The organism is Microbacterium hydrocarbonoxydans, from assembly GCF_900105205.1.
GTDB classification, from domain to species: Bacteria; Actinomycetota; Actinomycetes; order Actinomycetales; family Microbacteriaceae; genus Microbacterium; species Microbacterium hydrocarbonoxydans.
In genome coordinates this window covers 1285186-1309926 of record NZ_FNSQ01000005.1, presented here as the reverse complement: position 1 = coordinate 1309926, position 24741 = coordinate 1285186, and the positions used below count along the sequence as shown (strand labels likewise).

Annotated in this window: 22 protein-coding genes; 3 read left to right on the top strand and 19 right to left on the bottom strand. The window is 68.3% G+C overall.

Going from position 1 to position 24741, the window contains the following annotated elements; genetic code table 11:
- The first annotated feature begins 53 nt into the window (after positions 1–53).
- On the top strand, positions 54–788 hold the full coding sequence (locus tag BLW44_RS06635) for a hypothetical protein (protein ID WP_060928418.1): 735 nt from the start codon (positions 54–56) through the stop codon (positions 786–788).
- Positions 789–852: 64 nt separating this feature from the next.
- On the opposite strand, the gene BLW44_RS06630 is transcribed toward BLW44_RS06635, so the two are convergent.
- The 7 genes from BLW44_RS06630 to rsmA form a co-directional block, all read right to left on the bottom strand.
- On the bottom strand, positions 853–1974 hold the full coding sequence (locus BLW44_RS06630; protein WP_060928419.1) for a substrate-binding domain-containing protein: 1122 nt from the start codon (positions 1972–1974) through the stop codon (positions 853–855).
- Between the two features lie 60 nt (positions 1975–2034).
- Positions 2035–3393: a multiple monosaccharide ABC transporter permease gene (gene mmsB / locus BLW44_RS06625; RefSeq protein WP_060928420.1), complete on the bottom strand. Its 1359-nt coding sequence runs from the start codon at positions 3391–3393 to the stop codon at positions 2035–2037.
- Positions 3390–4910 (bottom strand): multiple monosaccharide ABC transporter ATP-binding protein, encoded by a 1521-nt coding sequence (gene mmsA / locus BLW44_RS06620; protein ID WP_060928431.1) that lies wholly within the window; start codon positions 4908–4910, stop codon positions 3390–3392. The genes mmsB and mmsA overlap by 4 nt, the downstream gene beginning before the upstream one ends.
- Positions 4911–5064: 154 nt before the next feature.
- A complete protein-coding gene (locus BLW44_RS06615; protein ID WP_060928421.1) occupies positions 5065–6078 on the bottom strand; it encodes a LacI family DNA-binding transcriptional regulator in 1014 nt (337 codons plus the stop codon).
- 112 nt (positions 6079–6190) lie between these two features.
- The gene (locus tag BLW44_RS06610) at positions 6191–7123 is read right to left on the bottom strand and encodes a 4-(cytidine 5'-diphospho)-2-C-methyl-D-erythritol kinase (protein ID WP_060928422.1); all 933 of its coding nucleotides are present in this window, start codon (positions 7121–7123) and stop codon (positions 6191–6193) included.
- A 13-nt stretch (positions 7124–7136) separates the two neighbouring features.
- Complete coding sequence (mgrA, locus tag BLW44_RS06605; protein WP_060928423.1) at positions 7137–8204, bottom strand: L-glyceraldehyde 3-phosphate reductase; 1068 nt, start codon at positions 8202–8204, stop codon at positions 7137–7139.
- 9 nt (positions 8205–8213) lie between these two features.
- A complete protein-coding gene (gene rsmA / locus BLW44_RS06600; RefSeq protein ID WP_060928424.1) occupies positions 8214–9083 on the bottom strand; it encodes a 16S rRNA (adenine(1518)-N(6)/adenine(1519)-N(6))-dimethyltransferase RsmA in 870 nt (289 codons plus the stop codon).
- A gap of 71 nt (positions 9084–9154) precedes the next feature.
- Between rsmA and BLW44_RS06595 the strand changes: the two genes are divergently transcribed.
- On the top strand, positions 9155–10429 hold the full coding sequence (locus BLW44_RS06595; protein ID WP_060928425.1) for an MFS transporter: 1275 nt from the start codon (positions 9155–9157) through the stop codon (positions 10427–10429).
- Here BLW44_RS06595 and BLW44_RS06590 read toward each other — a convergent pair.
- The 9 genes from BLW44_RS06590 to BLW44_RS06550 form a co-directional block, all read right to left on the bottom strand.
- On the bottom strand, positions 10411–11280 hold the full coding sequence (locus BLW44_RS06590) for a TatD family hydrolase (RefSeq protein ID WP_060928426.1): 870 nt from the start codon (positions 11278–11280) through the stop codon (positions 10411–10413). The two genes, BLW44_RS06595 and BLW44_RS06590, sit on opposite strands and share 19 nt — an antisense overlap.
- Positions 11281–11282: 2 nt before the next feature.
- A complete protein-coding gene (gene metG, locus BLW44_RS06585; RefSeq protein WP_060928427.1) occupies positions 11283–12875 on the bottom strand; it encodes a methionine--tRNA ligase in 1593 nt (530 codons plus the stop codon).
- A 38-nt stretch (positions 12876–12913) separates the two neighbouring features.
- Positions 12914–14455 (bottom strand): molybdopterin-dependent oxidoreductase, encoded by a 1542-nt coding sequence (locus tag BLW44_RS06580; RefSeq protein ID WP_060928428.1) that lies wholly within the window; start codon positions 14453–14455, stop codon positions 12914–12916.
- 45 nt (positions 14456–14500) lie between these two features.
- Positions 14501–15670, bottom strand: a complete 1170-nt coding sequence (locus BLW44_RS06575) for a glycoside hydrolase family 1 protein (RefSeq protein WP_060928429.1) — start codon at positions 15668–15670, stop codon at positions 14501–14503.
- 12 nt (positions 15671–15682) lie between these two features.
- Complete coding sequence (locus tag BLW44_RS06570; RefSeq protein ID WP_083389571.1) at positions 15683–17410, bottom strand: ABC transporter ATP-binding protein; 1728 nt, start codon at positions 17408–17410, stop codon at positions 15683–15685.
- Positions 17407–18321 carry an ABC transporter permease gene (locus tag BLW44_RS06565; RefSeq protein WP_060928753.1) on the bottom strand — a complete coding sequence of 305 codons (915 nt, stop codon included), beginning with the start codon at positions 18319–18321 and terminating at the stop codon, positions 17407–17409. Before BLW44_RS06565 ends, BLW44_RS06570 begins: the two co-directional genes overlap by 4 nt.
- The gene (locus BLW44_RS06560) at positions 18318–19298 is read right to left on the bottom strand and encodes an ABC transporter permease (protein WP_060928754.1); all 981 of its coding nucleotides are present in this window, start codon (positions 19296–19298) and stop codon (positions 18318–18320) included. The genes BLW44_RS06565 and BLW44_RS06560 overlap by 4 nt, the downstream gene beginning before the upstream one ends.
- Positions 19295–20959 carry an ABC transporter substrate-binding protein gene (locus tag BLW44_RS06555; RefSeq protein WP_245647495.1) on the bottom strand — a complete coding sequence of 555 codons (1665 nt, stop codon included), beginning with the start codon at positions 20957–20959 and terminating at the stop codon, positions 19295–19297. The genes BLW44_RS06560 and BLW44_RS06555 overlap by 4 nt, the downstream gene beginning before the upstream one ends.
- A gap of 143 nt (positions 20960–21102) precedes the next feature.
- Positions 21103–21546: a MarR family winged helix-turn-helix transcriptional regulator gene (locus BLW44_RS06550; protein WP_060928755.1), complete on the bottom strand. Its 444-nt coding sequence runs from the start codon at positions 21544–21546 to the stop codon at positions 21103–21105.
- A gap of 63 nt (positions 21547–21609) precedes the next feature.
- Here BLW44_RS06550 and BLW44_RS06545 point away from each other — a divergent pair, with 63 nt between their 5' ends.
- Complete coding sequence (locus tag BLW44_RS06545; protein WP_060928756.1) at positions 21610–21978, top strand: VOC family protein; 369 nt, start codon at positions 21610–21612, stop codon at positions 21976–21978.
- A 3-nt stretch (positions 21979–21981) separates the two neighbouring features.
- Here BLW44_RS06545 and BLW44_RS06540 read toward each other — a convergent pair whose 3' ends face one another.
- The 3 genes from BLW44_RS06540 to rsmI form a co-directional block, all read right to left on the bottom strand.
- Positions 21982–23094: a LacI family DNA-binding transcriptional regulator gene (locus BLW44_RS06540; protein WP_060928757.1), complete on the bottom strand. Its 1113-nt coding sequence runs from the start codon at positions 23092–23094 to the stop codon at positions 21982–21984.
- A gap of 179 nt (positions 23095–23273) precedes the next feature.
- Positions 23274–23891, bottom strand: a complete 618-nt coding sequence (locus tag BLW44_RS06535) for a class I SAM-dependent methyltransferase (RefSeq protein ID WP_060928758.1) — start codon at positions 23889–23891, stop codon at positions 23274–23276.
- Positions 23891–24709, bottom strand: a complete 819-nt coding sequence (gene rsmI / locus BLW44_RS06530; protein ID WP_060928546.1) for a 16S rRNA (cytidine(1402)-2'-O)-methyltransferase — start codon at positions 24707–24709, stop codon at positions 23891–23893. The genes BLW44_RS06535 and rsmI overlap by 1 nt, the downstream gene beginning before the upstream one ends.
- Positions 24710–24741 lie beyond the last annotated feature (32 nt).

Genomic DNA, 24741 nt, shown 5'->3' with positions numbered 1-24741 from the left:
TGACGAGTGTTCCCGCCGCGAGTACCTGCCCATCTGGATCCGCGCGAGTCGGTGTGTGCGGCTCGAACAACGGCACCTCCCTCACGGTCACGGCGACGCAGCAGCAGCCGGGGACAGACTCGAACTCCGACCCCGGTCCGCGCAGCGGCGGCGGTCCTGGTCCTGGCACGCAGACCGAGCCGCAGGGGCCGAGCGACGAGGCGATCGAGCTCGCCGCGTGCATGGATGACTCCGGAACCACACGGTGTGCTCGGCGGGCGAATCAGCCGGCACCTCCGGCATCCACTCCGACTGCACCGGCGAAGCCCGTCATCACGATCACCGACCTCGCACGGTTCGCGCCGTACTCCGCCCTCGCTGCCACCGAGCCGGGCAACGTGGGCATCGCAGGCATGCCGGCGAACTTCGTGGCGGCAGCATCCGTCCAGGTGCAGAGCGGGACGCTGTTCGGAGCGCCGTTGCGCGTGCGGTTCACGCCCGCGGGCTATGACTACACGTACGGTGACGGCAGCTCGGCGAGCCTCGCCGAAGCCGGACAGACCTGGGCGGCGCTGGGTCAGGCGCAGTTCACTCCCACGGCGACGAGTCACATCTACCGGACGTCCGGCACCTTTCTCGCCGACGTCGACGTCCGCTACACGGCGGAGATCGACCTCGGCGGCGGGTGGGAGCCCATCGCGGGTCAGCTCACGACCGACGGTCAGCCGCAGGAGATCCGGATCTACGACGCCCGCACCGCGCTCGTCGCACACACGTGCGAGGAGGATCCGGCCGGAATCGGCTGCTAGACGCGGACGAGCCGCCCGGAACCCGAAGGTCCGGACGGCTCGTTCGCTGTTCGAGCGGAATCGCTTACTGGTACGACTTCACGATCTCGAGGAGGCTCGGCACGTTGGCGTACGCCTCAGCGGCGTTCTCCTTCGTGACGATGATCGGGTCGAGCAGGTACGCCGGAACGACCTTGGCGCCGTTGTCGTACGATTCCTCGTCGTTGACGTCGACGTCCTCGCCCTTCTGCAGCTGGCCGACCATCTTGATCGACTGCTCGACGAGCAGGGTGGTGTCCTTGTTGATCGTGGAGTACTGGATGCCCTCCATGATCGACTTCACCGACTCGACCTCGGAGTCCTGACCCGTGACGACCGGAACCGGCTTGCCGGCCTGCTGCACCGAGGTGATGATGGCGCGAGCAAGGGTGTCGTTCGGGGACAGCACGCCGTCGACCACGGTGTCACCGCTGTACGACGAGGTGAGCAGCGTGTCCATACGGTTCTGCGCGTTCTCCGGCAGCCAGCCCTCGGTCGCGGTCTGCGCGATCTCGGTCTGACCCGACACGACGATCAGGTTGCCGTTGTCGATCTCCGGCTGCAGCACGTCCATGGCGCCGTCGAAGAAGACCTTCGAGTTGGCGTCATCGGGCGAACCGGAGAACAGCTCGATGTTGTACGGGGCGTCGTGACCGGCACGCTCGGCGAGACCGTCGAGCAGAGCCTGGCCCTGAAGCTGGCCGACGCGGAAGTTGTCGAACGCCACGTAGTAGTCAACAGCCTCGGTGTTCTCGATCAGACGGTCGTACGCGATCACGTAGGCGCCGGCATCCTTGGCCGCCTGCACCTGCGTGGCCAGCTGCTTGCCGTCCTTCGCACCGATGATGATGACCTTGGCGCCGTTCTGCACCATTGCCTGGATCTGGTTCTGCTGCTCGGCGACCGTGTTGCTCGCGGGAGCGTACTGGACGTCGGCCTTGAAACCGGCCTCCTTCAGCCCATCCGTGAACAGCTGGCCGGCGAGGACCCAGTTCTCACTGGTCTTGTCGGGCAGTGCGACGCCGATGGAGGAGTCCGCGGCGAAGCCCTCTGCGGCCTCTTCGCCGGATCCCGTGTCGGTTCCGCCGCCGCGCTCACCGGAGCAGCCCGTGAGTGCGAAGGCAGCCGTCGCGACGAGCGCTGTCGCTGTGACGATGATCTTCTTCATGTGATCTCTTTCTGTGTGATGTGACGGATTCTGCGTGCGAGCACTGCGCGAAGAGTCCGCTTACTCGGCCCTCGTCTTGTCGACGGGTGGGGCTTGGTAAGTCCTGTTGGGTTCGAACGTCGGAGTCGCCTCCGGGTCTCCCCTGCGGCCGGAGCGACGCGTGAGGAGGCCGATCAGCGACGGGCGTCCCTGCTGCTTGTTCCAGACGTCGATGCCGACCGCGAGCAGCAGCACGAGGCCCTTGATCATCGAGACGACATCGGATCCCTGACCGAGCAGAGCCAGGCCGTTGTTGAGGAAGGCCATGACGAGACCACCGATGATCGATCCGATGACGGTACCGATGCCGCCGGCGACGGCGGCGCCACCGATGAAGACCGAGGCGATGGCATCCAGCTCCCAGCCGGTGCCGTCGTTCGGGCCGGAGGCCTGCGAACGGGCGACGAAGATCATGCCGGCCAGTGCGGCCATCATCGACATGTTCATCATGACGAAGAAGTCGACCCAGCGGTCCTTCACACCCGACAGGCGAGCGGCCTGACGGTTGCCACCCACGGCGTAGATGTGACGGCCGAAAACCGTGTTGCGGGTGAGGAAGGAGTAGATGATGACCAGTGCGAGCAGGATGAGGCCGGGGACCGGGAAGCTGGTGCCGGGGCGGCCGGTGGCGAACATCCACGCCGCGGCGAGGACGACCACCGAGAGCAGCACGACCTTGACCACGCTCACCCACAGAGGTGCACTGTCGGAGCCCATCTTGTGCTGCTGGCGACGGGTGCGGATCTCCCAGAACACCAGCCAGGCGACCGCGACGAGCGCGAGGAGCATCGTCGGCACGTTGAAGTCGAGCGGAAGGGCGACCTCCGGCAGGTATCCCGTGCCGATCACCTGGAAGCCCTTGGGCACCGGGATGGTCTGCGCGTCACCGATCCACTGCTGCGCACCACGGAAGAACAGCATGCCGGCGAGCGTCACGATGAACGCCGGCACCCCGACGTAGGCGACCCAGAAGCCCTGCCAGGCACCGACGAGGGCGCCGACTCCGAGTCCGAGGAGGATCGCGAGCGGCCAAGGGAGGTTCCAGTCGGCCATCGACTTCGCCACCACGATGCCGGTGAACGCGGCCACGGAGCCGACCGACAGGTCGATGTGCCCCATGATGATCACCATCACCATGCCGATCGCAAGGATCAGGATGAACGAGTACTGGTTGATGACGTTGATCAGGTTGCCCGACGTCAGCGTCGCACCGTTCGGACCGTTGCGCAGCAGCGTCAGGATCTCGAACAGGACGATGATGACGATGAGACTGCCCAGGATGCCGAACTGGCGCAGTGACGAGGTGCCGTTGCTTCCGAACATCTTGCGGATGTCGCCGAAGTGGAAGCCACGCTTCGTTGTCGTGAGGTCGGTGGTCATGCGGATGCTTTCTGAGTCGCGGAGGTCATGCTGCGCATGAGAGCCTCGGGTGTCGCCTGGTCGGCCGGGATGCAGTCGGTGACCCGACCTTCGAAGACGGTGTAGATGCGGTCGGAGATGCCGAGGAGCTCTGGCAGCTCACTGGAGATGACGATCACGCCCTTGCCCTGCGAGGCGAGTTCGTTGATGATCGCGTAGATCTCGTACTTGGCGCCGACGTCGATGCCGCGGGTGGGCTCGTCGAGGATCAGCAGGTCAGGGTCTGTGAACATCCACTTCGCCAGGACGACCTTCTGCTGGTTGCCTCCGGAGAGCTTGCCGACGCCCTCTTCGACGCTGGGGGTCTTGATGCGCAGCGCCTTGCGGTAGCGCTCGGCGACCGAGTACTCCTCGCGCTCGTCGACGACGCCGCGCTTCGAGATCTTCGACAGCTTCGCCGCCACGACCGACCGCTTGATGGTGTCGAGCAGATTGAGCCCCAGCACCTTGCGATCCTCGCTGACGTACGCGAGTCCGTGCTTGATCGCCGACGAGACGTCGGGGATCGCGATCTCCCGACCGTCCTTGATGATCGTGCCCGACTGGAAGTTGCCGTACGAGCGACCGAAGATGCTCATCATGAACTCGGTGCGCCCTGCGCCCATGAGCCCGGCGATGCCGACGACCTCGCCGCGGCGGACGTTGAGGTTGGAGCCCTTCACGACCATGCGCTCGGACACCGTAGGGTGCTGCACCCACCAGTCCTTGACCTCGAAGAACACCTCGCCGATCTCGGGGGTGCGGTCGGGGTAGCGGCTCTCGAGCGAGCGGCCGACCATGCCGCGGATGATCCGGTCCTCGTTGATCTCGCCGCGCGAGATGTCGAGGGTCTCGACGGTGCGTCCGTCGCGGATGATCGTGATCTCGTCGGCGATCTGCTCGATCTCGTTGAGCTTGTGGCTGATCATGATCGACGCGATGCCCTTGGCCTTCAGCCCGAGGATCAGGTCGAGCAGGTGCTGCGAGTCGTTCTCGTTCAGCGCGGCGGTCGGCTCGTCGAGGATGAGGAGCCGGACGTCCTTGTTGAGCGCCTTGGCGATCTCGATCAGCTGCTGCTTGCCGACACCGAGCGTCTTGATCGCGACGTCGGGGTCCTCCCGCAGACCGACGCGAGCCAGCAGCTCGACCGTGCGCTGGCGCTGGGCCTGCCAGTCGATCTTGCCGAAGCGGCGGATCTCGTTGCCCAGGAAGATGTTCTCGGTGATCGAGAGCTCAGGGATCAGCGCGAGCTCCTGATGGATGATCGCGATGCCCGCCTGCTCGCTGGCCGCGATGTCGCGGTAGCGCTGCTCCTGGCCGTAGAGGAGGATGTCCCCCTCGTACGTGCCGTAGGGGTACACACCGGAGAGGACCTTCATGAGGGTCGACTTCCCGGCGCCGTTCTCCCCGCAGATCGCGTGGATCTCTCCTGCGCGGACGGTGATGGAGACGTCTGACAGTGCCTTGACGCCCGGGAACTCCTTGGTGATGCTGCGCATCTCCAGGATCGGGCCTGACACGACCGGCAACGTTGCTGTGGTGCTCACGGATCTTCCTCGCGACGGGCGGTCACCTTCGATGTGACCGTTCACATTGGATTACATAGTCTACGCTCGCCGAGGCGGTGTCAAGACCACGGGCGAAATTGTGGCCCTATCGGGGCGCGGACGATTCCCTGGTGCGCAGGGTGGTCTGCAGGGGTCCGAACTGCGGAACCTGCTCCCCTCGGATCTGCGCGAGCAGGAGGCGCACGGCGCGACGCCCGAGCTCCGGGAAGTCCTGGTGCACCGTGCTCAGGGTCGGCGCGACGTGCGCCGCCACGGGGATGTCGTCGAAGCCGACGACGCTCACGTCCTCGGGGACGCGGATGCCGGCGTCGCGGAATCCGTGCATCAGCCCGATCGCCATCTGGTCGTTCGCGACGAACACCGCCGTGAAATCGCGGCGCCTGGCGAGCTCCTGCCCGGCGAAGTATCCGAAGTCGGCCGTCCAGTCACCGCGGATCGGCGGGAAGGTGGGCAGATCGGCCTCGCGCAGGGCATCCAGATACCCGCGCATGCGCGACTCCGCCTCGATCCAGTCCTGGGGACCGGCGATGTGGATGATGTCGCTGTGCCCGAGTCCGATCAGGTGCTCGGTCGCGGTGCGCGCCCCGGCGACCTGATCGGCCGACAGGCTCACCCCGTCCGACCCCGAGGCGGTCTGCAGCGAGACGAACGGGATCTCGACCGCCATGCCGCGCAGGACATGGAAGGCCCGCACCTGCGGCGCGAGCACCACGATGCCGTCGACCTGCTCGCGGGCGAGCTGGCGCAGCGCGCTGCCGATCGCCTCGGGCGTCGTGGCCGACAGGTTCAGCGTCGAGACCGAGTACCCCTCCTCGCGCGCGGCATCCTCGATGCCCACGATCGACGAGGTGGGGCCGAACTCACCGACGGTCGCCGCGAGGATGCCGAGCATGTTCGACTTGCTCGTGACCAGCGCGCGGGCGGCGAGATTGGGCCGGTAGTCGAGGACGGCGATCGCGTCGAGGACCTTGGCCTTGGTCTCGGGGCGGATGCTCGGATGATCGTTCAGCACCCGCGAGACCGTCTGATGCGACACCCCGGCGAGCCGCGCGACATCGCGGATGCTCGGCATCCGCGCGCGTTCGGAGGCGGTCGACATCACAGACCTCCTCGTATGTGCACGGTCACATCGTCACTACATTATGTACGCAAGGTGGATCAAGCGCACCTCGCACGCATGCGGCGCGCGTCAGCCGTGCCTGGTGCGCGCGTCAGCCGATGATGCGCGCGCCCTGGACGGGGCCATGCACGTGCAGGGAGTGGATGCCCTGCTCCCGCAGCATCGACTGCACCTGCTGAGCGCCCTCTGGGCTCGGACAGAGCAGCGCGACCGTGGGCCCAGACCCCGACACGATCCCCTGCAGTGCACCGGCGTGGATGCCGCGCAGGATCGTCGTCTCCAGCTCGGGACGCTCGTAGAGAGCGGCCTCCTGGAGGTCGTTGTAGATGCTCTCCGAGAGCAGCACGGGGTCGCCGGAGCGGAGCGCCTGCAGCACCGGCACCGGCACGTCGAGGGACACCGCAGGCTCATCGGCGAGAGCACCCTCCGCCTCGCGCAGCGCATCGAGCCTGGCATAGACGAGCGGGGTCGACAGTCCGTCGTCACTCGGCACCAGCAGCCAGTCGAATCGTCCACGGGCGAGCGCGGGGTTCAGCTGGTCGCCGCGCCCGGTGCCGACGGCCGTGCCGCCGTGCAGAGCGAACGGGACATCGGCGCCGAGGCGCGCGCCAAGCTCGTGCAGTCGCGCGGTCGAGAATCCGGTGCCCCACAGCGCGTCGCAGGCCACGAGGGCGGCCGCGGCGTCGGCCGAACCGCCGCCCATGCCGCCGGCGACCGGCACGCTCTTGCGGATCTCGAGCGCCACTCCCCCGTCGTACTCGGCCGCGGTCGCGAGCAGCTTCGCCGCACGCATCGCCAGGTTGCGGTCGTCCAGCGGCACCGAATCCGGGTCGTCGACACCCGACACCGTGATCGAGAAGTCGTCGGCATGCCGCGCGATCACGTCCTCGTACAGCGACACCGCCTGGAAGACCGTGGCCAGCGCGTGGTATCCGTCGTCATGGCGCCCGCCCACCCCGAGGTAGACGTTGATCTTGCCCGGCGCGCGCACGTGCACGGCGTCGGAGGGGGTGGCGAACGTCATGTCGGGGGTCCCGTCACAGCTCCGTGGACGTCGCCCACAGATCGACGTCGATCGAGCCGGAGAGCTCGTCGATGCGCGCCAGCTCCTCAGTCGTCAAGGCGGGCCCGTTCACGGCCGCGATGTTCTCGTCGAGCTGCTCGGGCCGCGAGGCGCCGATCAGCGCGGAGGCCACGACCGGATTGCGCAGCGTCCACTGCAGCGCCAGCTGCGCGAGCGACTGGCCGCGCTCACGGGCGATGTCGTTCAGCGACCTGAGCGTCTGCACCGCGGCATCCGACAGCGGAGCGTCCGGCAGCGAGCCGCGCTTCTGTGCGCGCGCCGCCGTGCCGTCGCCGAGGTACTTGTCGGTCAGCAGTCCCTGGGCGAGCGGGGTGAAGGCGATGGCTCCGAGACCGGACTGCTCGAGGGTGTCGGTGAGTCCGTCTTCGACCCACCGGTTCAGGATCGAGTACGCGGGCTGGTGGATGACGAGCGGCGTCCCGAGCTCTGTCGCCACCGCGACCGCCTCGGCCGTGCGCTCCGCGCTGTACGACGAGATGCCGACGTACAGCGCCTTGCCCTGACGCACCAGCGTGTCGAGCGCCCCGACCGTCTCCGCGACCGGGGTCACCGGGTCCGCACGGTGCGAGTAGAAGATGTCGACGTAGTCGAGGCCCATGCGGGTCAGCGACTGCTCGGCGCTGGCGAGGATGTACTTGCGGCTCGCGAAGTCTCCGTAGGGCCCCGGCCACATGTCCCACCCGGCCTTGGACGAGATGATCAGCTCGTCGCGGTAGGGGCGGAAGTCCTCGGCGAAGATCCGGCCGAAGTTCTTCTCGGCCGAGCCATAGGGCGGTCCGTAGTTGTTCGCCAGGTCGAAGTGCGTGATACCGCGATCGAACGCGTGACGCAGCAGGGCGCGCTGGTTGTCGAGCGGGATGTTGTCGCCGAAGTTCCACCACAGTCCGAGGGAGATCGGGGGCAGGTACAGACCTGAGGTGCCGACCTGACGGTACTCGAACTGCTGGTAGCGGCTCTCGTCGGCCGCGTACGGCCGGTGCAGCTCGGGGACGTTCGGACGGAAGCGGGGAGAGTCGGTCACGGTGCCAGATTAGTCGCTGACGACGGCGTCTTCGATCAAGGCGACCTGCTGCGCAACACGCTGATAGTCGTCGACCGTGAGGTCCTCGCCGCGGGCCGTCGGCGCGACGCCGGCCGCGATCAGGACCTCGGATGCCGCGGCCGAGCTGCCGAAGAGACCGGACAGCGCCTGGCGCAGCATCTTGCGTCGCTGGTTGAAGGCGGCATCCACGATCCGGAAGGTGCGACGACGCTCCTCCTCGCTGCCGCGCTCGCCGACCGAGCGGTCGAAGCCGACGAGCAGGCTGTCGACGTTCGGCACCGGCCAGAACACCTGGCGGGAGACGGTGCCCGAGAGCTTCCACTCCCCGTACCAGGCCGCCTTGACGCTCGGCGAGCCGTAGATCTTCGACCCTGGCTTCGCGGCCAGCCGTTCCGCGACCTCGGCCTGCACCATGACCACCCCGCGCTGCAGGTACGAGAAACTCTCCAGGAAGTGCAGCAGCACCGGCACCGAGACGTTGTACGGCAGGTTGGCGACCAGCACCGTCGGCTCGCCGGGGAGCTCGGTGATGCGCAGCGCATCCGCATCCACCACCGTGAGCATGTCGGCGGCGACGCCGTGCTCTGCGACGGTCTGCGGCAGGCGCGCGGCTAGGCGATGGTCGATCTCGACCGCGGTCACCGCGGCCCCCGCCTCGAGGATCGCGAGCGTGAGGGATCCGAGCCCCGGCCCGACCTCGACGACCCGCTCCCCCGGCTGCACCTTGGCGGCGGTGACGATCTTGCGCACGGTGTTCGCGTCGACGACGAAGTTCTGCCCGAGCTTCTTGGTCGGGGTGACATCGAGCTCGGTGGCGAGGCGGCGGATCTCGGTGGCGCCGAGCAGGGTGACTGTCATTGGTCCATTGTCCCCTACGGCCCCTCCCTCGAAGCGCCGCCGCTGTCCGACCCTCCCACTAGTCTGCTGTGATGCCCTCTCTCGGTGAACTGATCGCACCTCGACGGATGGGCAGGGATTTCCGCTGGCTGCTCGCGTCATCGTGGACGAGCAACATCGGAGACGGCGTCGCTCTCGCCGCCGCTCCCCTGCTCATCGCGTCGATGACCTCGTCGCCGATCCTCGTCGCCTCCGGAGCGATCCTGCAGTTCCTCCCGTGGCTCCTCTTCGGTCTGCACGCGGGTGCGATCGCCGACCGCTTCGACCGCCGGCGGCTCGTGATGTTCGCGAACGCGGCTCGCGCCGTCGTGCTCGCCGGTCTGTGCGTGTTCCTGATCACCGGCACCGCGAACATCTGGATCGTGCTGGCCGTCGCCTTCCTGTACGGCACGGCAGAGGTGTTCGTCGACACCGCGGGGAGCACGCTGCTGCCGATGCTGGTGAAGCCGGCCGACCTCGGCATCGGCAATGCGCGCCTGCAGGCCGGATACCTCGTCGCGAACCAGTTCGCGGGCCCGCCGCTGGGCGCCTTCCTGTTCGCCGCGGGTTCGGCCTGGCCCTTCCTGGTCGAGGTCCTCTGCGTGCTGCTCGCCGTCGTGCTGATCTCGCGCATGGCGCGCACCCCTGTACCACCGCGCTCGGCGGTGGAGGGCGAGCGGGCCCACGTGCACACCGACATCGCCGAAGGACTCCGCTGGCTGTGGCAGAACCCGCCGGTGCGGATGCTGGTGCTGATCATCCTGGTCTTCAACGTCACGTGGGCGGCGCCCTGGGGCGTGCTCGTCCTCTACGCCACCGAGTATCTGAACATGGGTGCGGTCGGCTACGGAGCGCTCACGACGGCGTCGGCAGCCGGCGGCATCCTCGCGACGCTGTGCTTCGGCTGGCTCGAGCGGCATGTGTCGTTCGCCACCCTGATGCGCGTGGTGCTGTCGCTCGAGGTGCTGATGCATCTGGCGTTCGCGCTCACCACCACCGGATGGGTGGCGCTGGTGATCATGTTCGTCTTCGGCGCCTACGCGTTCATCTGGGGCACCATCTCGACCACCGTCCGTCAGCGCCTCGTGCCCGCGGAGCTGCAGGGACGCGTCGCCTCGGTCAACATGGTCGGCGTGTTCGGCGGCATGGTGATCGGCCAGGCGCTGGGCGGCGTGATCGCCCAGGTGTGGGGCCTCACGGGGCCGTGGTGGTTCGCCTTCGTCGGGGCGGCGCTCACCCTGCTGCTGGTCTGGAAGCCGATCTCGCAGATCGTCAGTGCCGCACCGGTGGATCAGTCGGTGAACGAGCCTCAGTCGAACGAGCCGTAGACCCGCAGGGTGTTCGCGGCGAGCTGGGCGCACAGCTCGTCGACCTCGATGCCGAGTTCCGCCGCCATGAACCGCACCGTGATCGGCACCAGGTACGGGGCATTCGGCCGTCCGCGCAGGGGCGTCGGGGTGAGGAACGGCGCGTCGGTCTCGACGAGGATCCGGTCGAGCGGCGTCACCGCGAGCGCGTCCCGGAGGTTCTGCGCGTTCTTGAAGGTGACGTTGCCGGCGAAGGACAGGTGATACCCGGCATCCGCGCAGATCCGCGCCATCGCGTCGTCACCCGAGAAGCAGTGGAAGACGGTTCGCTCCGGCGCGCCGACGCGGTCGAGCATCTCGAGCACCGCGTCATGCGCGTCTCGATCGTGGATCTGCATCGCGATGCCGTGCTTCTTCGCGAGCGCGATGTGCGCCTCGAAGGAGTCGAACTGCGGGCCCCGGCGGTCCGGCTCGGTGCGGAAGAAATCGAGCCCCGTCTCGCCGATCGCGCGGGTGCGAGGATGCGCGGCAAGCTCGTCGATGATCGCGATCGCCTCATCGAGGCGGCCCTCCTCGGCGTATGCGGGCGCATCGTTCGGATGGATCGCGACGGCCGCGAGCACTCGACGATCGGATGCCGCGGCCTCGACCGCCCACCGCGACGATTCGATGTCTCCCGACGCCTGCACCACCCCGGCGATCCCGACCGCGGCAGCACGATCGAGCTGTTCGGTCAGCGACAGCGGCTCATCGCCGTCGAGGATCTCGAGGTGCGCGTGGTTGTCGTACACCGGCACGGCGAGGGGCTCGGGGGTCGCCGGGTACCGGAGGTCCTTGCGCCCGTCGCCGCCTCGCTGCTGCACGTACGTCATGCTCAGGCGGTCTGCTCCACGCGCGGGAACAGCGGCGCGAGAGCGGTGACTGTGCTTCCGGGGCGCAGCACGCCCCATGCCCCTGCCTCGCGGATCGGCTGGTCCTGCAGAGCACCCAGCTCCGCGGCGGCGCCGAGCGCGACCCAGAGCTTCTCGGTCGACTGCGGCATGATCGGCGAGAGCAGCACCGCGAGCGCCCGCAGGCCCTCGGCACACGTGTAGAGCACGGTGCCGAGGCGCCCGCGCTGAGCCTCGTCTCCGCTGTTCGACTGCTTGGCCAGCGCCCACGGCTCGTTTGCCGTGATGTAGCCGTTCAGAGCGTCGACGATCGTCCAGATCGACGAGATGGCCTCGTCGATGCGGAACTGCTCGATCGAGGCATCCGCCTTCGACGCCGCATCCGCGACGATCTGCTGGATCTCGAGGTCCTTCTCGGTGTAGTCGGCCGGCTCGGGCACGACGCCGTCGAAGTACTTCTGGATCATCGCCGTGGTGCGCGAGGCGAGGTTGCCGAACCCGTTGGCGAGCTCCGCCTGGTAGCGCGCGGACAGGTCCTCCCACGAGAAGGAGCCGTCCTGCCCGAACGCGATCGCGGAGAGGAAGTAGTACCGGTACGCGTCGGAGCCGAACACGTCGGTGATCTCCGTCGGAGCGATGCCGGTGAGCTTCGACTTCGACATCTTCTCGCCGCCGACGAGCAGCCAGCCGTGGGCGAAGACACCCTGGGGCACCTCGAGCCCCGCAGCCATGAGCAGTGCGGGCCAGATCACGGCGTGGAAGCGCAGGATGTCCTTGCCCACCACGTGATACGCGGGCCAGCGGCGGTCGAACGTCTCCTGATCGGAGCCGTAGCCGACGGCTGTCGCGTAGTTGAGCAGGGCGTCGACCCACACGTAGATGACGTGCGACTCGTCCCACGGGAGCGGGATGCCCCAGTCGAACGTCGAGCGCGAGATCGAGAGGTCCTTGAGGCCCTGGCTCACGAAGGAGACAACCTCGTTGCGCGCGGAATCGGGACGCACGAAGTCGGGCCTGGTCCTGTACAGCTCGAGCAGGCGGTCCTGGAACTCGCTGAGCTTGAAGAAGTAGTTCTTCTCCTGCAGCAGCTCGAGCGGCTTGGAGTGGATCGCACACACCTTCAGACCCTCGAAGGGCCCGGTGCCGTCGACGATCTCGGACTCGGGCTTGAACTCCTCACAGCCCACGCAGTACAGCGCCTCGTACTCACCCGCGTAGATGTAACCACGGTCGTAGAGACGCTGGAAGAACGTCTGCACGTTCTTCTCGTGGCGTTCCTGCGTGGTGCGGATGAAGTCGTCGTTGGCGACGTCGAGCGTCTCCAGCAGCGGGAACCACGACTCGGTGACGAGCTTGTCGACCCATTCCTGGGGGGTGACGTTGTTCGCCGCCGCGGCGCGCAGCATCTTCTGCCCGTGCTCGTCTGTACCTGTCAGCATCCACGTGTCATCGCCGCCCTGACGGTGCCAGCGCGCGAGCGCGTCGACAGCCACCGAGGTGTACCCGTGGCCGATGTGCGGCACATCGGAGGGGTAGTAGATGGGCGTGGTGATGTAGAACGATTCGCCTGCGGGCATGGGGACAATTCTAGGTGGGATGCCGGGGGTGGTTACGCTCAGGAGACCGACACCTCGACGCGGTGCCACCCCTGGGCGCCGTCGGGCACGACGTCGGCCGGATCCGAGGTCTGCGTCTCGCCGTCGGCGCTGAGCGCGCGGCACTCGATCGTGTGCGATCCACTCTCCGCCGACCAGTCCAGACGCCACTGCACCCAGGTGTCGACGGAGATCGGCGTGGCGAGCTCCGCACGGCGCCATGCACCGCCGTCGATCCGCACCTCGACCCCCTCGACACCCACGTGCTGCTGCCACGCCATGCCGGCGATCACCGCATCCCCTGCGTCGATCCGAGTCCCCCGACGGGGCACGTCGATGCGCGACTGCAGCTTCACCGGTCCGCGCTCCGACCAGCCGCGGTCGGTCCAGTAGGCGGATGCGCGGTCGAAGCGCGTGACCTCCAGCTGCGTGACCCACTTCGTCGCCGACACGTAGCCGTAGAGGCCCGGCACCACCATGCGCACCGGGAACCCGTGCTCGAGGGGCAGCGGGTCGCCGTTCATCCCGACGGCGAGCAGGGCGTCGCGGTCATCTGTCAGCGCCTCGATCGGAGTGGAGGCCGTGAAGCCGTCCGACGAGGTCGACAGCACCATGTCGGCGTCGGGGTCGACTCCCGCTCTCGCGAGCAGCTCGCGCACCGGATATCCGAGCCAGAGAGCGTTGCCGATCAGATCGCCGCCGACCTGGTTCGACACGCAGGCGAGGGTCACGTGGGCCTCCTGCATCGGCAGGGCGAGGAGCTCGTCCCAGGTGATCACGACCTCGCGCTCGACCATCCCGTGGATGCGCAGCGACCAGTCTGCGGGGTCGATGCGCGGCACGATGAGCGCGGTGTCGATGCGGTAGAACGCGGAGTTCGGGGTGACGACTCCGGCGAGGCCCTGGATGTCGAGCTCAGCGCAGACCGGCACGGCCGGAGCGCCCACGACCGGCTTCGGCAGTCGCAGCAGCGCTCGCACCGACTCGATCGATCTGGTGGCCCCGCGAGCCGCGGTGCCGACCAGCAGCGCCACGACTCCGACGGCCGCGGTGCCGGTGGTCCAGAGCAGGAACCTGCGCCGCTCCTCGTGCTCGGCGCGCAGATACGGGACCGGATGCACCGTGCGCATGAGCAGGCGGAGCGCGACGACTGCGGCGACTCCCGCCACGAGCCCCGGCAGCCAGGCGAAGGGGCCGGCCCCCGGACGGATCAGGGCCGCGACGAGTGCGAGCGCACCGAGTGCGCCGAGGATCGCGGATCCGACACCCGCGCGCCGCGACTCGAGGATGCCGGCGAGGGCGGCGACGGCCACGAGCACGACCGCGATGCCGGTGATCAGCGCGATCTTGTCGCCGGTGCCGAACAGCGCGATCGCGGCATCCTTCGCCCAGCTCGGCGCCAGGTCGATGAGCTGCCCGCCGATGACGGCGAACGGACTCGCGCTCGGTTCGACGACCGCGGCCACGAGCTCCGCCAGGCCGACCGCGACGACGGTCGCGCTCAGCCCGGCTGCGGCCGATCGCAGCCGGTCGCCGCTGGTCGTCGTGGCTGCAGTGGTCATGAACCGAGAGTAGCCCCGGCATCTGGTGCCGGGGCCGCTCCCGCCTCAGAGACCGTTGCGCCGTGCGACCTCGCCGAGCCAGGCGAGCGACGGCTTCGGCGAGCGCTCGAACGTCTCGTGGTCGAAGCCGATGAGCCCGAAGGTCGGACGGAATCCGCTGGCCCACTCGTAGTTGTCCAGTGCGCTCCAGTGCTGGTACGCCTTGACCTCGATACCGTCGGAGATCGCGCGGTGCAGACCCTCGAGGGCGCCCTGCGTGTACGCGATCCGCCGGGTGTCGTCGGCGGTCGCGATGCCGTTCTCGGTCACGAGCACCGGCACCCCGCCGCTGCGCTCCCAGGCGCTGCGGACGCCGAGCTCGAGCGCCTCGGGGAAGAACTCCCAGCCGGTCAGCGTGGTCTCGACGTCGTCGGCGACCGGGCGGGGCCCTTCGGGGCCGATGAACGTGCGGGTGTAGGCCTGCACGCCGACGAAGTCGTCACCGGCGGACTGGTCGAGGTACCAGTGGTCGCGAGGATCGCCGTACTCGGCCAGCATCTCGTCCGCGCCCGGCTCTCCCGTGGAGTGGAAGGCCTGCGTCGCGATCGTCCACCCGGCCTGCACACCCGAGACGGAGTGCAGGATCTCGGAGGCGCGGTGATGCGCGTCCAGCAGCGTGTCGGCGACCGCGAGGTCGGGGTTCGGCAGACCGTACGCGACGAGGTTCGAGGCTTCCTCTCCCCCGGCGAGCATCGCCGCGATGTTCGGCTCGTTGATCGTGCAGACGTACGTGACGCCCTCCAGGATCGGGAGCACAGTCTCGACGTAGCGGGAGAACAGATCGACGGCGTCGTCCGCGCGCCAGAACCCGTCCTTCTGGAACCACTGCGGCACCGTGAAGTGCATCAGGGTCACCGTCGGGTCGAGCCCGTTCTCGCGTGCGGTGTCGATCATGCGGCGGTAGTGATCGAGCATCGCGCGCGAGACGAACCCGCGCTCCGGCTCGATGCGGGCCCACTCCATCGAGAAGCGGTAGGAGTTGAGGCCGGCATCCGCCAGCAGCCTCATGTCCTCCGGGTACCGGTGGAAGTGATCGGCGGCGTCGCCCGACGGCTCCACCATGGGAGACCCGGGAGCATGCTCCATGGCCCACCAGTTGCTGGTCGTGTTGTTCCCCTCCACCTGATGGGCTGCGGTCGCAGCACCCCAGAGAAAGCCGTCAGGGAATGTGAGCACGAGTGCTCCTCTCTATCGCGAGATTCGGGATGGATTCGGCACGGCATCCAGGAGCTGGACCGTGTACGGGTCCTCCGGATGCTGCAGGACCTGGGAGGTCTCGCCGCGTTCGACGACGCGGCCGCTGTTGAGCACGAGGATGTTCTCGGTCACGAGGCGGGCGCTCAAGAGGTCGTGCGTGATGTAGAGCATGCTGATGCCCCACCTCTCGCGCAGGTCCTCGAGCAGCGCGAGCACGCCGGCTCGCAGCGAGACATCGAGCATCGACACCGGCTCGTCGGCGATCAGCACCTGCGGATCGCTCGCCAGGGCCCTGGCGATGACCACGCGCTGACGCTGTCCGCCCGAGAGCTGGTGCGGCAGCTTCGCGGCGAACTGCTCGACCGGAGTCAGGCCCACGGTCTCGAGGAGCTCGAGCACGCGGGCTCTGGCCTCGTCACCGCGCAGCGGCGTGTAGTTGCGGATCGGCCGACTCAGCGCGTACTCGACTGTGTGCAGCGGGTTCAGCGCCGCATACGGATCCTGGAACACCATCTGCACGTCCTTGCGGAGCTCACGGAGTCCCTTGCGCCGCAGGGTCGCGACGTCTACGTCGCCGAAGCGCACGGTGCCCTCGGTCGGCTTCTCGACTCCGGTGATGAGCTTCGCGAGCGTGGACTTGCCCGACCCCGAAGCGCCGACGAGTGCCAGCGCCTCCCCCGGTTCCAGTCGGAACGACACGTCGTCGACCGCCGTGACCGGCTGCTCGCCGCGACGAGGTGCGGGGTAGCGCTTGGACACGCCCTCGACGACGATCGCAGCATCCGCCCGCCGGGTGTCGCGCTGCGACACCGTCGGCAGGGTCTCGGTCAAGTCGGTACGGGACTGCCCCTCACGGCGCCGGGTGCCGAGGTCGACGAACCCGGGGATCGAGATCGACTCGGCCCGTGGATCGGCGTAGTGGCTCAGCAGCATCCGCGTGTACTCGTCCTGAGGACGCTGCAGGATGTCGAGGCTCGGTGCGTCTTCGACGATCCGCCCCTCGTGCATCACCATCACCCGATCGGTCGCCTCGAGCACGATGCCCAGGTCGTGGCTGATGAGGATCGCGGTGAAGTGCTCGGTGCGCTGGAGATCCTTGATGGTGTCCATGACGGCGTGCTGCACGAGCACGTCGAGCGCCGTGGTCGGCTCATCGAACACCATCAGCTGCGGTTCGAGCGAGAGGGCCAGCGCGATCGAGGTGCGCTGGCGCATGCCGCCGGAGAGCTCGCTCGGGTACCTGGCCAGCACTGCAGGGTCGAGACCGACCTTGCCGATCAGCTCGCGCGCCCTCGCATCCCGATGGTCGCGGGCCACGTGCCCGTGCGCGGCGAAGATGTCGCGGAAGTGGTTGCCGATCGTACGCACCGGGTTCAGCGCGTTCATGCCCGACTGCAGCACCATCGCGAACCCGCCCTGGCGCTGACGTCGCAGCTCCTCGGCGTCGAGCTCTCGGATGTCGCGACCGTCGAACAGGATGCGCCCGCCGCTGATGCGAGCCGGCGGCTTCTGCAGGCGGGTGAGCGCGAAGCCGAGGGTCGACTTGCCTGAGCCGGACTCGCCCACGAGACCGACGAACTCGCCTCGGCGCAGCGTGAACGAGACGTCCTCGACGGCGGTGACCGGCGTGGTGCCGGGCGAGGCGTACTCGACCGACAGGCCCTGGACATCCAGGAGGACATCGTCCGTGACGGCGGTGTTCGCTTCCATGGCGCTCATCGGCCCTTCCCCTCTCGCAGGCGCGGATTGGAGATCCCATCCACGCCGAAGTTGATCAGCGTCAGGCTCAGGGCGAGCAGGGCGATGCAGAGACCGGGGGCGAACAGCAGCAGCCACTGCCCGGTGAGCAGCGAGTTGGAGTTCTGCGCCCAGTAGAGCATGGTGCCCCAGCTGACGATGCTCGAGTCGCCGAGCCCGAGGAACTCCAGCCCCGCTTCGGCCAGGATCGCCGCAGTGGCGGCACCGAAGAGGGTTCCGGCGATGATCGAGGTCATGTTCGGCAGGATCTCGCGGAACACGATGCGCGCCCGGCTGTCACCCGAGAACTGCGCCGAGGTGACGAAGTCGTTGCCTCGCAGCGACTGCGTCTGGCTGCGCAGCACGCGCGCACCCCAGGCCCAGCCGGTGACGACGATCACCGCGATGATCATCAGGATGCCGCCGTTCTGCAGGTACGCGGCGATCACGATCATGAGCGGCAGCCCGGGGATCACGAGGAAGAGGTTGACGATGAAGCCGACCACCTCGCCCAGGAAACCGCGCATATAGCCCCAGCTGAGCCCGATCAGCACCGCGACGATCGTCGAGAGGAGGCCGGCGGCCATGCCGACCAGGAGGCTGATCTGCGAGCCGTAGATCAGCTGGCTCAGGACGTCTTCGCCTGCGGCGGTGGTGCCCAGCCAGTGCGCGGCCGACGCGTCGGCGTTGCGCTCGAAGGTGTTCTCCTTCGGTCCGTACGGGGCGAGGAGCGGAGCGAACACCGCGACCACCACGAACAGACCGAGGATGATGAGGCCCAGCCGGGCCTTGCCGTTGGACCAGAGGGTGCCCACCATCCGGGCGAACGAGCGCCACGGGCTGGGAGCCGCGATCCGGTCGGAGGGAACCTTGACATTCATGGTGGAGGTCATCGGCGGGTCCTTGGATCCAGCACGCCGTACAGGATGTCGACGAGGAAGTTGGCGACGAGCACGCTGACGGTGATCATCAGGAAGAGCGCCTGCATGAGCGGGTAGTCCTGCCCGATCACGGCGTTGAAGAGCAGATATCCGATGCCGGGATAGCCGAACACCTGCTCCACGAGGATGGATCCGCCGACCACGCCTCCGAGCGTGAGCCCGAAGCCGGTGAGGTTCGGCAGGATCGCGTTTCGTGCGGCATAGCGGAGCGCGATCGTGCGACCGTGCAGGCCGTTCGCCTCGGCGAAGGTCACGTAGTCGTCACCCAGCGTGTTGATCATCGCGTTGCGCATACCGATGATCCAGCCGCCGAGCGACGTCAACAGGATCGTCACCGCCGGGAGGATCGCATGCTGCACGAGATCGACGATGAAGTCCCAGGTGAAGCCCGGCGTGGTCGTCGCCGAATAGGCGCCCGTGGTCGGGAACCAGTGCAGCACGTACCCGAAGAAGAACAGCAGCAGCAGCGCTGTCCAGAAGTAGGGGAAGGTGCTGAGGAAGGAGCCGGTCAGCGTCGGCAGCGAGTCCAGCCACGTGCCGCGACGCCAGGCGGCGGCGGTGCCGATCAGGGTGCCGATCACGAACGCGAGGATCGTGACGATGCCGACGAGGCCGATCGTGTACGGCAGCGCGGTCGAGACCATGCTCGACACGGTCTGCGGGTAGAACGTGTACGAGACGCCGAAGTCGAGTCGTGCGACCTGACCGAGGTAGGCGACGTACTGATCCCAGATCGAGCCGGTCGGCACACCGAGCTGGGCCTCGATCGCGGCGCGCGTCGCATCGGACACCGGGCCGTTCTGCGAGAGCTTGGCGATCGCGGCATCCGCGGGCGAACCGGGCATCAGCCGCGGAAGGAAGAAGTTCAGGGTGATCGCCGCCCACAGCGTGAGCACGAACAAGCCGACCTTCTGCAGGACGTACTTCATCGGTCGTCCTCCTTCACGCGCTCGAGCCGGGTGAAGATACCCAGCGGCGCCGAGTCGTAGTTCTGCGGGATCATGTACGGGTCCTCCTCCGACGGCCAGCCGGTGAACTTGGCGTCGCTGAACAGGCCCCAGATACCGCCGTAGTACAGCCCGATGACCGGCATCTCCTCGTAGACGATGCCCTGCAGCTCCTGCACGATCTCGCTCTGACGGGCGGGGTCGACCGTCTCGCGGTACTCGGCGAGCAGCGCGTCGGCCTCATCCGAGCGGTACCGCTGGAAGTTGTTCGCGGTCGTCTCGCCGGACGGCACGTAGAACTGGCTGGAGAGCAGGTTGTTGTATGCCTGGTACACGTCGCCGTTGCCCATGCCGCCGATGGCCATCTCGAAGTCGCCGTTGCTGATGGCGCTCTGGTAGCCGGCCGGCTGCGGGAGCTTGAGCGTCACCTTGACGCCGACCTTCGACAGCTGGCTCTGCACGGTCTGCGCGGCGCGGGTCCAGTCCGAGAACCCGTTGGCCGTCGTCAGCGCGAACTCGAGCTGCTCGCCGTCGGCGCCCACGAGCCGGTCGCCGTCGAGCGTGTACCCCGCCTCGGCGAAGGCGTCGAGCGCGGCATCCGTGTCCTGCGTGATCATGCCCTGGTCGGGGATGCTCGGATCCAGGTACTCCTCCTGGTTGGGGAGGATGAGCCCGGTCTGGCCCGCGGGCTTCATGTAGCCCTCGGACGCGGTCTCGGCGATCTCCTCGCGGTCGAGCGAGAGGGCGATGCCTCGGCGCACGTTCACGTCGTCGAACGGCGCGACCTCGAGGTTCGGCATCAGCGCGATCACGCCGCCGGGCGGGAACCACCAGGCGTTGTGCTCGCTGGCCGCACCCCAGGTGCCCTCGACGTCGGAGATGAACGAGTACGCCCAGTCGTAGCCGCGGGTGACGGTGTCGAGCTGCGAGTTGGTCGACGGCAGGATGATGTGCTCGATCTCGATCTTGTCGGCCTGCCAGTAGTCGGGGTTCTTGTCCATCGAGTACTGCTGGTCGTTGTAGTTGCCCAGCACGAACGGACCGGTGCCGACCGGGTTCTCGTTGCGGAAGGTGCCGGGGTCCTTCACGTCGGACCACAGATGCTCCGGCACGATCATGGTCTGGCCGAGGATCGGAAGCGAGGGGGCATCGTCGGTCTGCAGGTGCATGATGACGTCATTCCCGTCGGTCTCGACGGTCTCGAGGTGCTGCCAGGCGCCCTTGATGTCGAGCGAGGGGTTGTCCTTCAGCAGCTGGAAGGTGAACGCCACGTCATCGGGCGTCAGCTTCTCGCCGTCGCTCCACTCGACGTCGTCGCGGATCGTCATCACGATCGTGCGGGCGTCCGGCTGCGACCACTCCGTCGCGAGCCAGGGGTTCTGGGTTCCGTCGAGCGGGTTCACCAGGATCAGCGGCTCGTAGATCCACCGCGACGCCGTACGCGTGTTCGTCAGGTACGGGTTGAAGTTTCGCGTGAAGAACGGGTTCCCCTTGTCCGCATTGATGAGCATCGTGTCGTCGCCGATCGATGGATCGGGCTGCGAACTGATCTGGATGCTGCAACCGCTGAGGACCACGGCTGCTGCCGCCAGTCCCACGATCGCGGCTCTCCGCCAGCGCCGGAGCATGTGCGTCTTCGCCACACTGCCACCTCATGTCGTCTGTGTCATGAAGGGTGTCCCGCGGGTCGGGGCGCCCCGCGGCCGAAGCCGCTCCTGCAATTGTAAGCGCATACATTTTGCGACCGCAACCCCCTCTCGGCCGCGTTATCACGCCCGGCGCCCGCTCAGCGCGCGGGGCGTAGGGCCCGGACCATGCTGCGCAGCGCGCGACGGGCGGCGTCCTGCTCAGCGAGGGTCATGCCCTCCAACATCCGCCGCTCCACTCCTCGGACAGCGGCGGTGGCGGCCGCGAGCTCCCGTCGCCCCTTCGCCGTGAGGCTGGTCGGAAGCACCTTGCCCAGGGGCGGCTCGGCGGGCCTGGAGACGAACCCGTTCCGCTCCAGTGCCTGCAGCAGCACGTTCATCGACTGCCTCGTGACGAACGCACCCCGTGCGAGCTCCGAATTGGAGAGCCCCGGCCGCTGGGCCAGCAGCTCGAGGCAGGAATAGTGCGTGATGGTCATCCCGAGCGGACGCAGGACCTCCTCCATCGCCGACCGCAGCGCGCTGGAGGCCTCCTTGACGAGGTACCCCAGCGACGTGTCCAGATCGATGCCGTCTTGACTCATGTCAGTATTCTGACATACGATCCCAGCATGTCAGATAACTGACATCGAACAGGAAAGAGCATCATGCCCGTCACCGGCCCCGACTTCGTCTCCCTCCAGGTCCGCGATCTGCCCTCCGCCCAGTCGTTCTACGAGCAGTACCTCGGACTCGTGCGCTCTCCCGCCGGCCCGCCGCACGCCGTGGTCTTCGAGACCACACCGATCGCCTTCGCGCTCCGCGACCTCGCGCCCGGCACCGAGATCGACGCCGTGGAGCAGCCGGGGATCGGTGCGGCGATCTGGCTGCATGCGACAGACGTCCAGGCGATCCACGACGCGCTTGCGGCCGACGGCCACACGATCGTCGCCGAGCCGATCGACGGCCCGTTCGGCCGCACGTTCACCTTCGCCGACCCCGACAGCTACCGCATCACGCTGCACGACCGCGTCTGAACGTCAGTCTCCGGCGGGGCGCTGCGAGCTCTCGCGCACGAGGATCTGCAGCGGCAGTCGCACGGTCATCGGCGCGGCATCCGGTCGCTCCAGGCGACGCGCGAGGAGCTGGACCGCCGCACGGCCAAGGTCGATCATCGGCTGACGCACCGTGGTGAGGGCCGGACGCGACAGCGCCCCCGCCTCGATCCCGTCGAAGCCGGTGACGCGCACATCATCCGGGACGCGGATGCCGGCCGAGCGGAACGCGTCGATCGCCCCGAGCGCCATCTGGTCGTTGGCCGCGACCAGCGCCGTCGGGACACCGCGCTCGATCAGCTCCTCGGCGGCGCGTCGCCCCGACGCCCGGGTGAAGTCACCGCGCAGCACCGTCACATCCTCGATCGCGACGCCGGCATCCGCGATGGCCGCAGCGAACCCGTCCCAGCGCTGCGCGCCGTCCGGCGAGTCCTCTGGACCTGCGATGAAGGCCAGTGTTCCCTCGTCCGCCTGCGCGAGCACCAGCCGGGTCAGCTCCGCCATCGCCTCCGCGTTGCTGACGGTCACGTGATCGTATGTGTCGCCGCGGGCGGGACCGGACAGGACCACGACCGGGATCCGCCGGGCGAGGCGGGCGAGCACGTCATCCGGCACACTCTGGGCGAGCACCATGAGCCCGTCGACACGACCCGCGATGTCGCGCGCGGTCTCGCGGCCGGGATCATCGCGGCCGACGCCGATCATCAGGACGAAGCCCTGCTTCCAGGCCTCGAGCTCGGCGCCGCGCAGCACCTCGTCGAGGAACAGCATGGTCGGATGCGGAGCACCGGCGTCCGATGACGCCTGCTCGATCGTGAACGGCGGCCGCTCGGCCCGCCCGTCTGCCAGCACGTCGAGGTCGGGCGCATCCTCCGAGGCGTCGAATCCGGGGAAGTAGAGTCCGAGCACGCCGGTGCGGCGCTCGGCGAGTCCTCGGGCGCTGCCGCTGGGAACGTAGCCGAGGGCGGTCACCGAGTCGAGCACGCGCTCCCGGGTGGCCGGGCGCACCGCATCCGGCTGCCGCAGCACTCGCGAGACCGTCGCGATCGACACCCCGGCGCGCTCAGCGACGTCGTAGACGGTCGCCTTCTTGCTCACGCTCGGTCCTCCTCCGGTTGCGTGTGCACCAGGCTACCCGTCGGCGCGGCACCGCCCGTGCGCCCCACACGTCCATGTGCGCCTGCGAAGTCAGGATGCCGCCAGTGCGGACTTGTGAAGCGCAATCGGACTTGCGAGGCGCTCGGGTTCGAGGCGGGTTGCTCGGGGGCGAGGCGAGTTCAGCGGCGCGCGACCACGGAACCATGCCGTCGGGTGCTGATCTCGCCGGGTTCGCGGCCACGGGTCTCGGTCGACACGACCTCGAAGCCGGCGTCCACCAGGAGTGCGGCGAGCGCCTCGGCGGACCAGAAGTACGCAGGGGCGACCGCATGGGCGAAGGGCGTGCGCGGCTCACCGTCGAAGAAGCCGATCAGGAGCGTGCCACCGGGAGCGAGCACACGGGCGAACTCGCGCAGGACCTCCGGCAGATCGGCCGGCGGCGTGTGGATGAGCGAGTACCACGCGAGGATGCCGCCGACGGAGCCGTCCTCGAGCGGCAGCCGGCGGAACGTGCCCACGTCGAATGGCAGGCCGGGATGCCGCTGCCGCGCGTTCGCGATGAACTCGGCCGACAGATCGATGCCCCGAGCCTGGCGTCCGCCGCGGCTGAGGAACTCGGTCCACAGGCCCGGCCCGCACCCGGCATCCAGCAGCTGTCCGTCCGTGGCATCGCGCCACGCCGCGATGACCTCGGCATCCCGCGGGTCGAGCTGCTCGATCGTGCCGGCCAGCGCGATGTACTCGGCCGCCCTCGCGTCGTACGCGGCGCCGATGCCGTCGTCGGAGTGGCTCGACATCAGCGGCGAGCCGCGAGCGCCGCCTGATACAGGTCGCGCGAAGACAGTCCCGTGGCCGCGGCGACCTCGGCGCAGGCGTCCTTCAGGCGCAGACCGGATGCCACCAGGTGCTGCACCTGCGCCAGCGCGTCCTCCGCCGACGCCTCCCGTCGGGGCGCGCCCTCGACGACGACGACGATCTCGCCCTTGACCCCCGCGGACGCCCACTCGACCAGCTCGGCGGCCGTCCCCCGGCGGACCTCCTCGTAGAACTTCGTCAGCTCGCGGCACACGGCGATCCGCCGATCCTCTCCGAAGGCCGCACCCATGTCAGCCAGCGACGACGCCAGCCGCGCCGGCGACTCGAAGAAGACCATGGTCCGCGGTTCCGCGGCGAGCGCGCGCAGCGTCGAACGCCGGTCCCCCGGCTTGCGCGGCAGGAAGCCCTCGAACGTGAAGCGATCGGTCGGCAGCCCCGAGATCGACAGCGCCATCAGGACGGCGCTGGGTCCGGGGATCGCCGTCACCGTCACACCCTGGGCGACGGCCTCGGCGACGAGCCCGTACCCGGGGTCGCTGATCGCAGGCATCCCCGCATCGCTCACGACGACGACGTCGGTCTCGACGGCGAGGGCCGCGAGCTCCGCTGCCTTCTGCTTCTCGTTGTGGTCGTGCAGCGCGATCAGCCGCGGGCGGTTCGCGATCTGCAGCGCCTGCAGCAGCCGCTGCGTGGTGCGGGTGTCCTCGGCGACGACCACCTCGGCGTTCTCCAGCACTTCGACGAGACGGCGCGAGACGTCCCCGAGATTTCCGATCGGGGTCGCAGCGAGGATGATCACCCGCCCAGCTTAGGCGGACGCCCAAGGCGGGT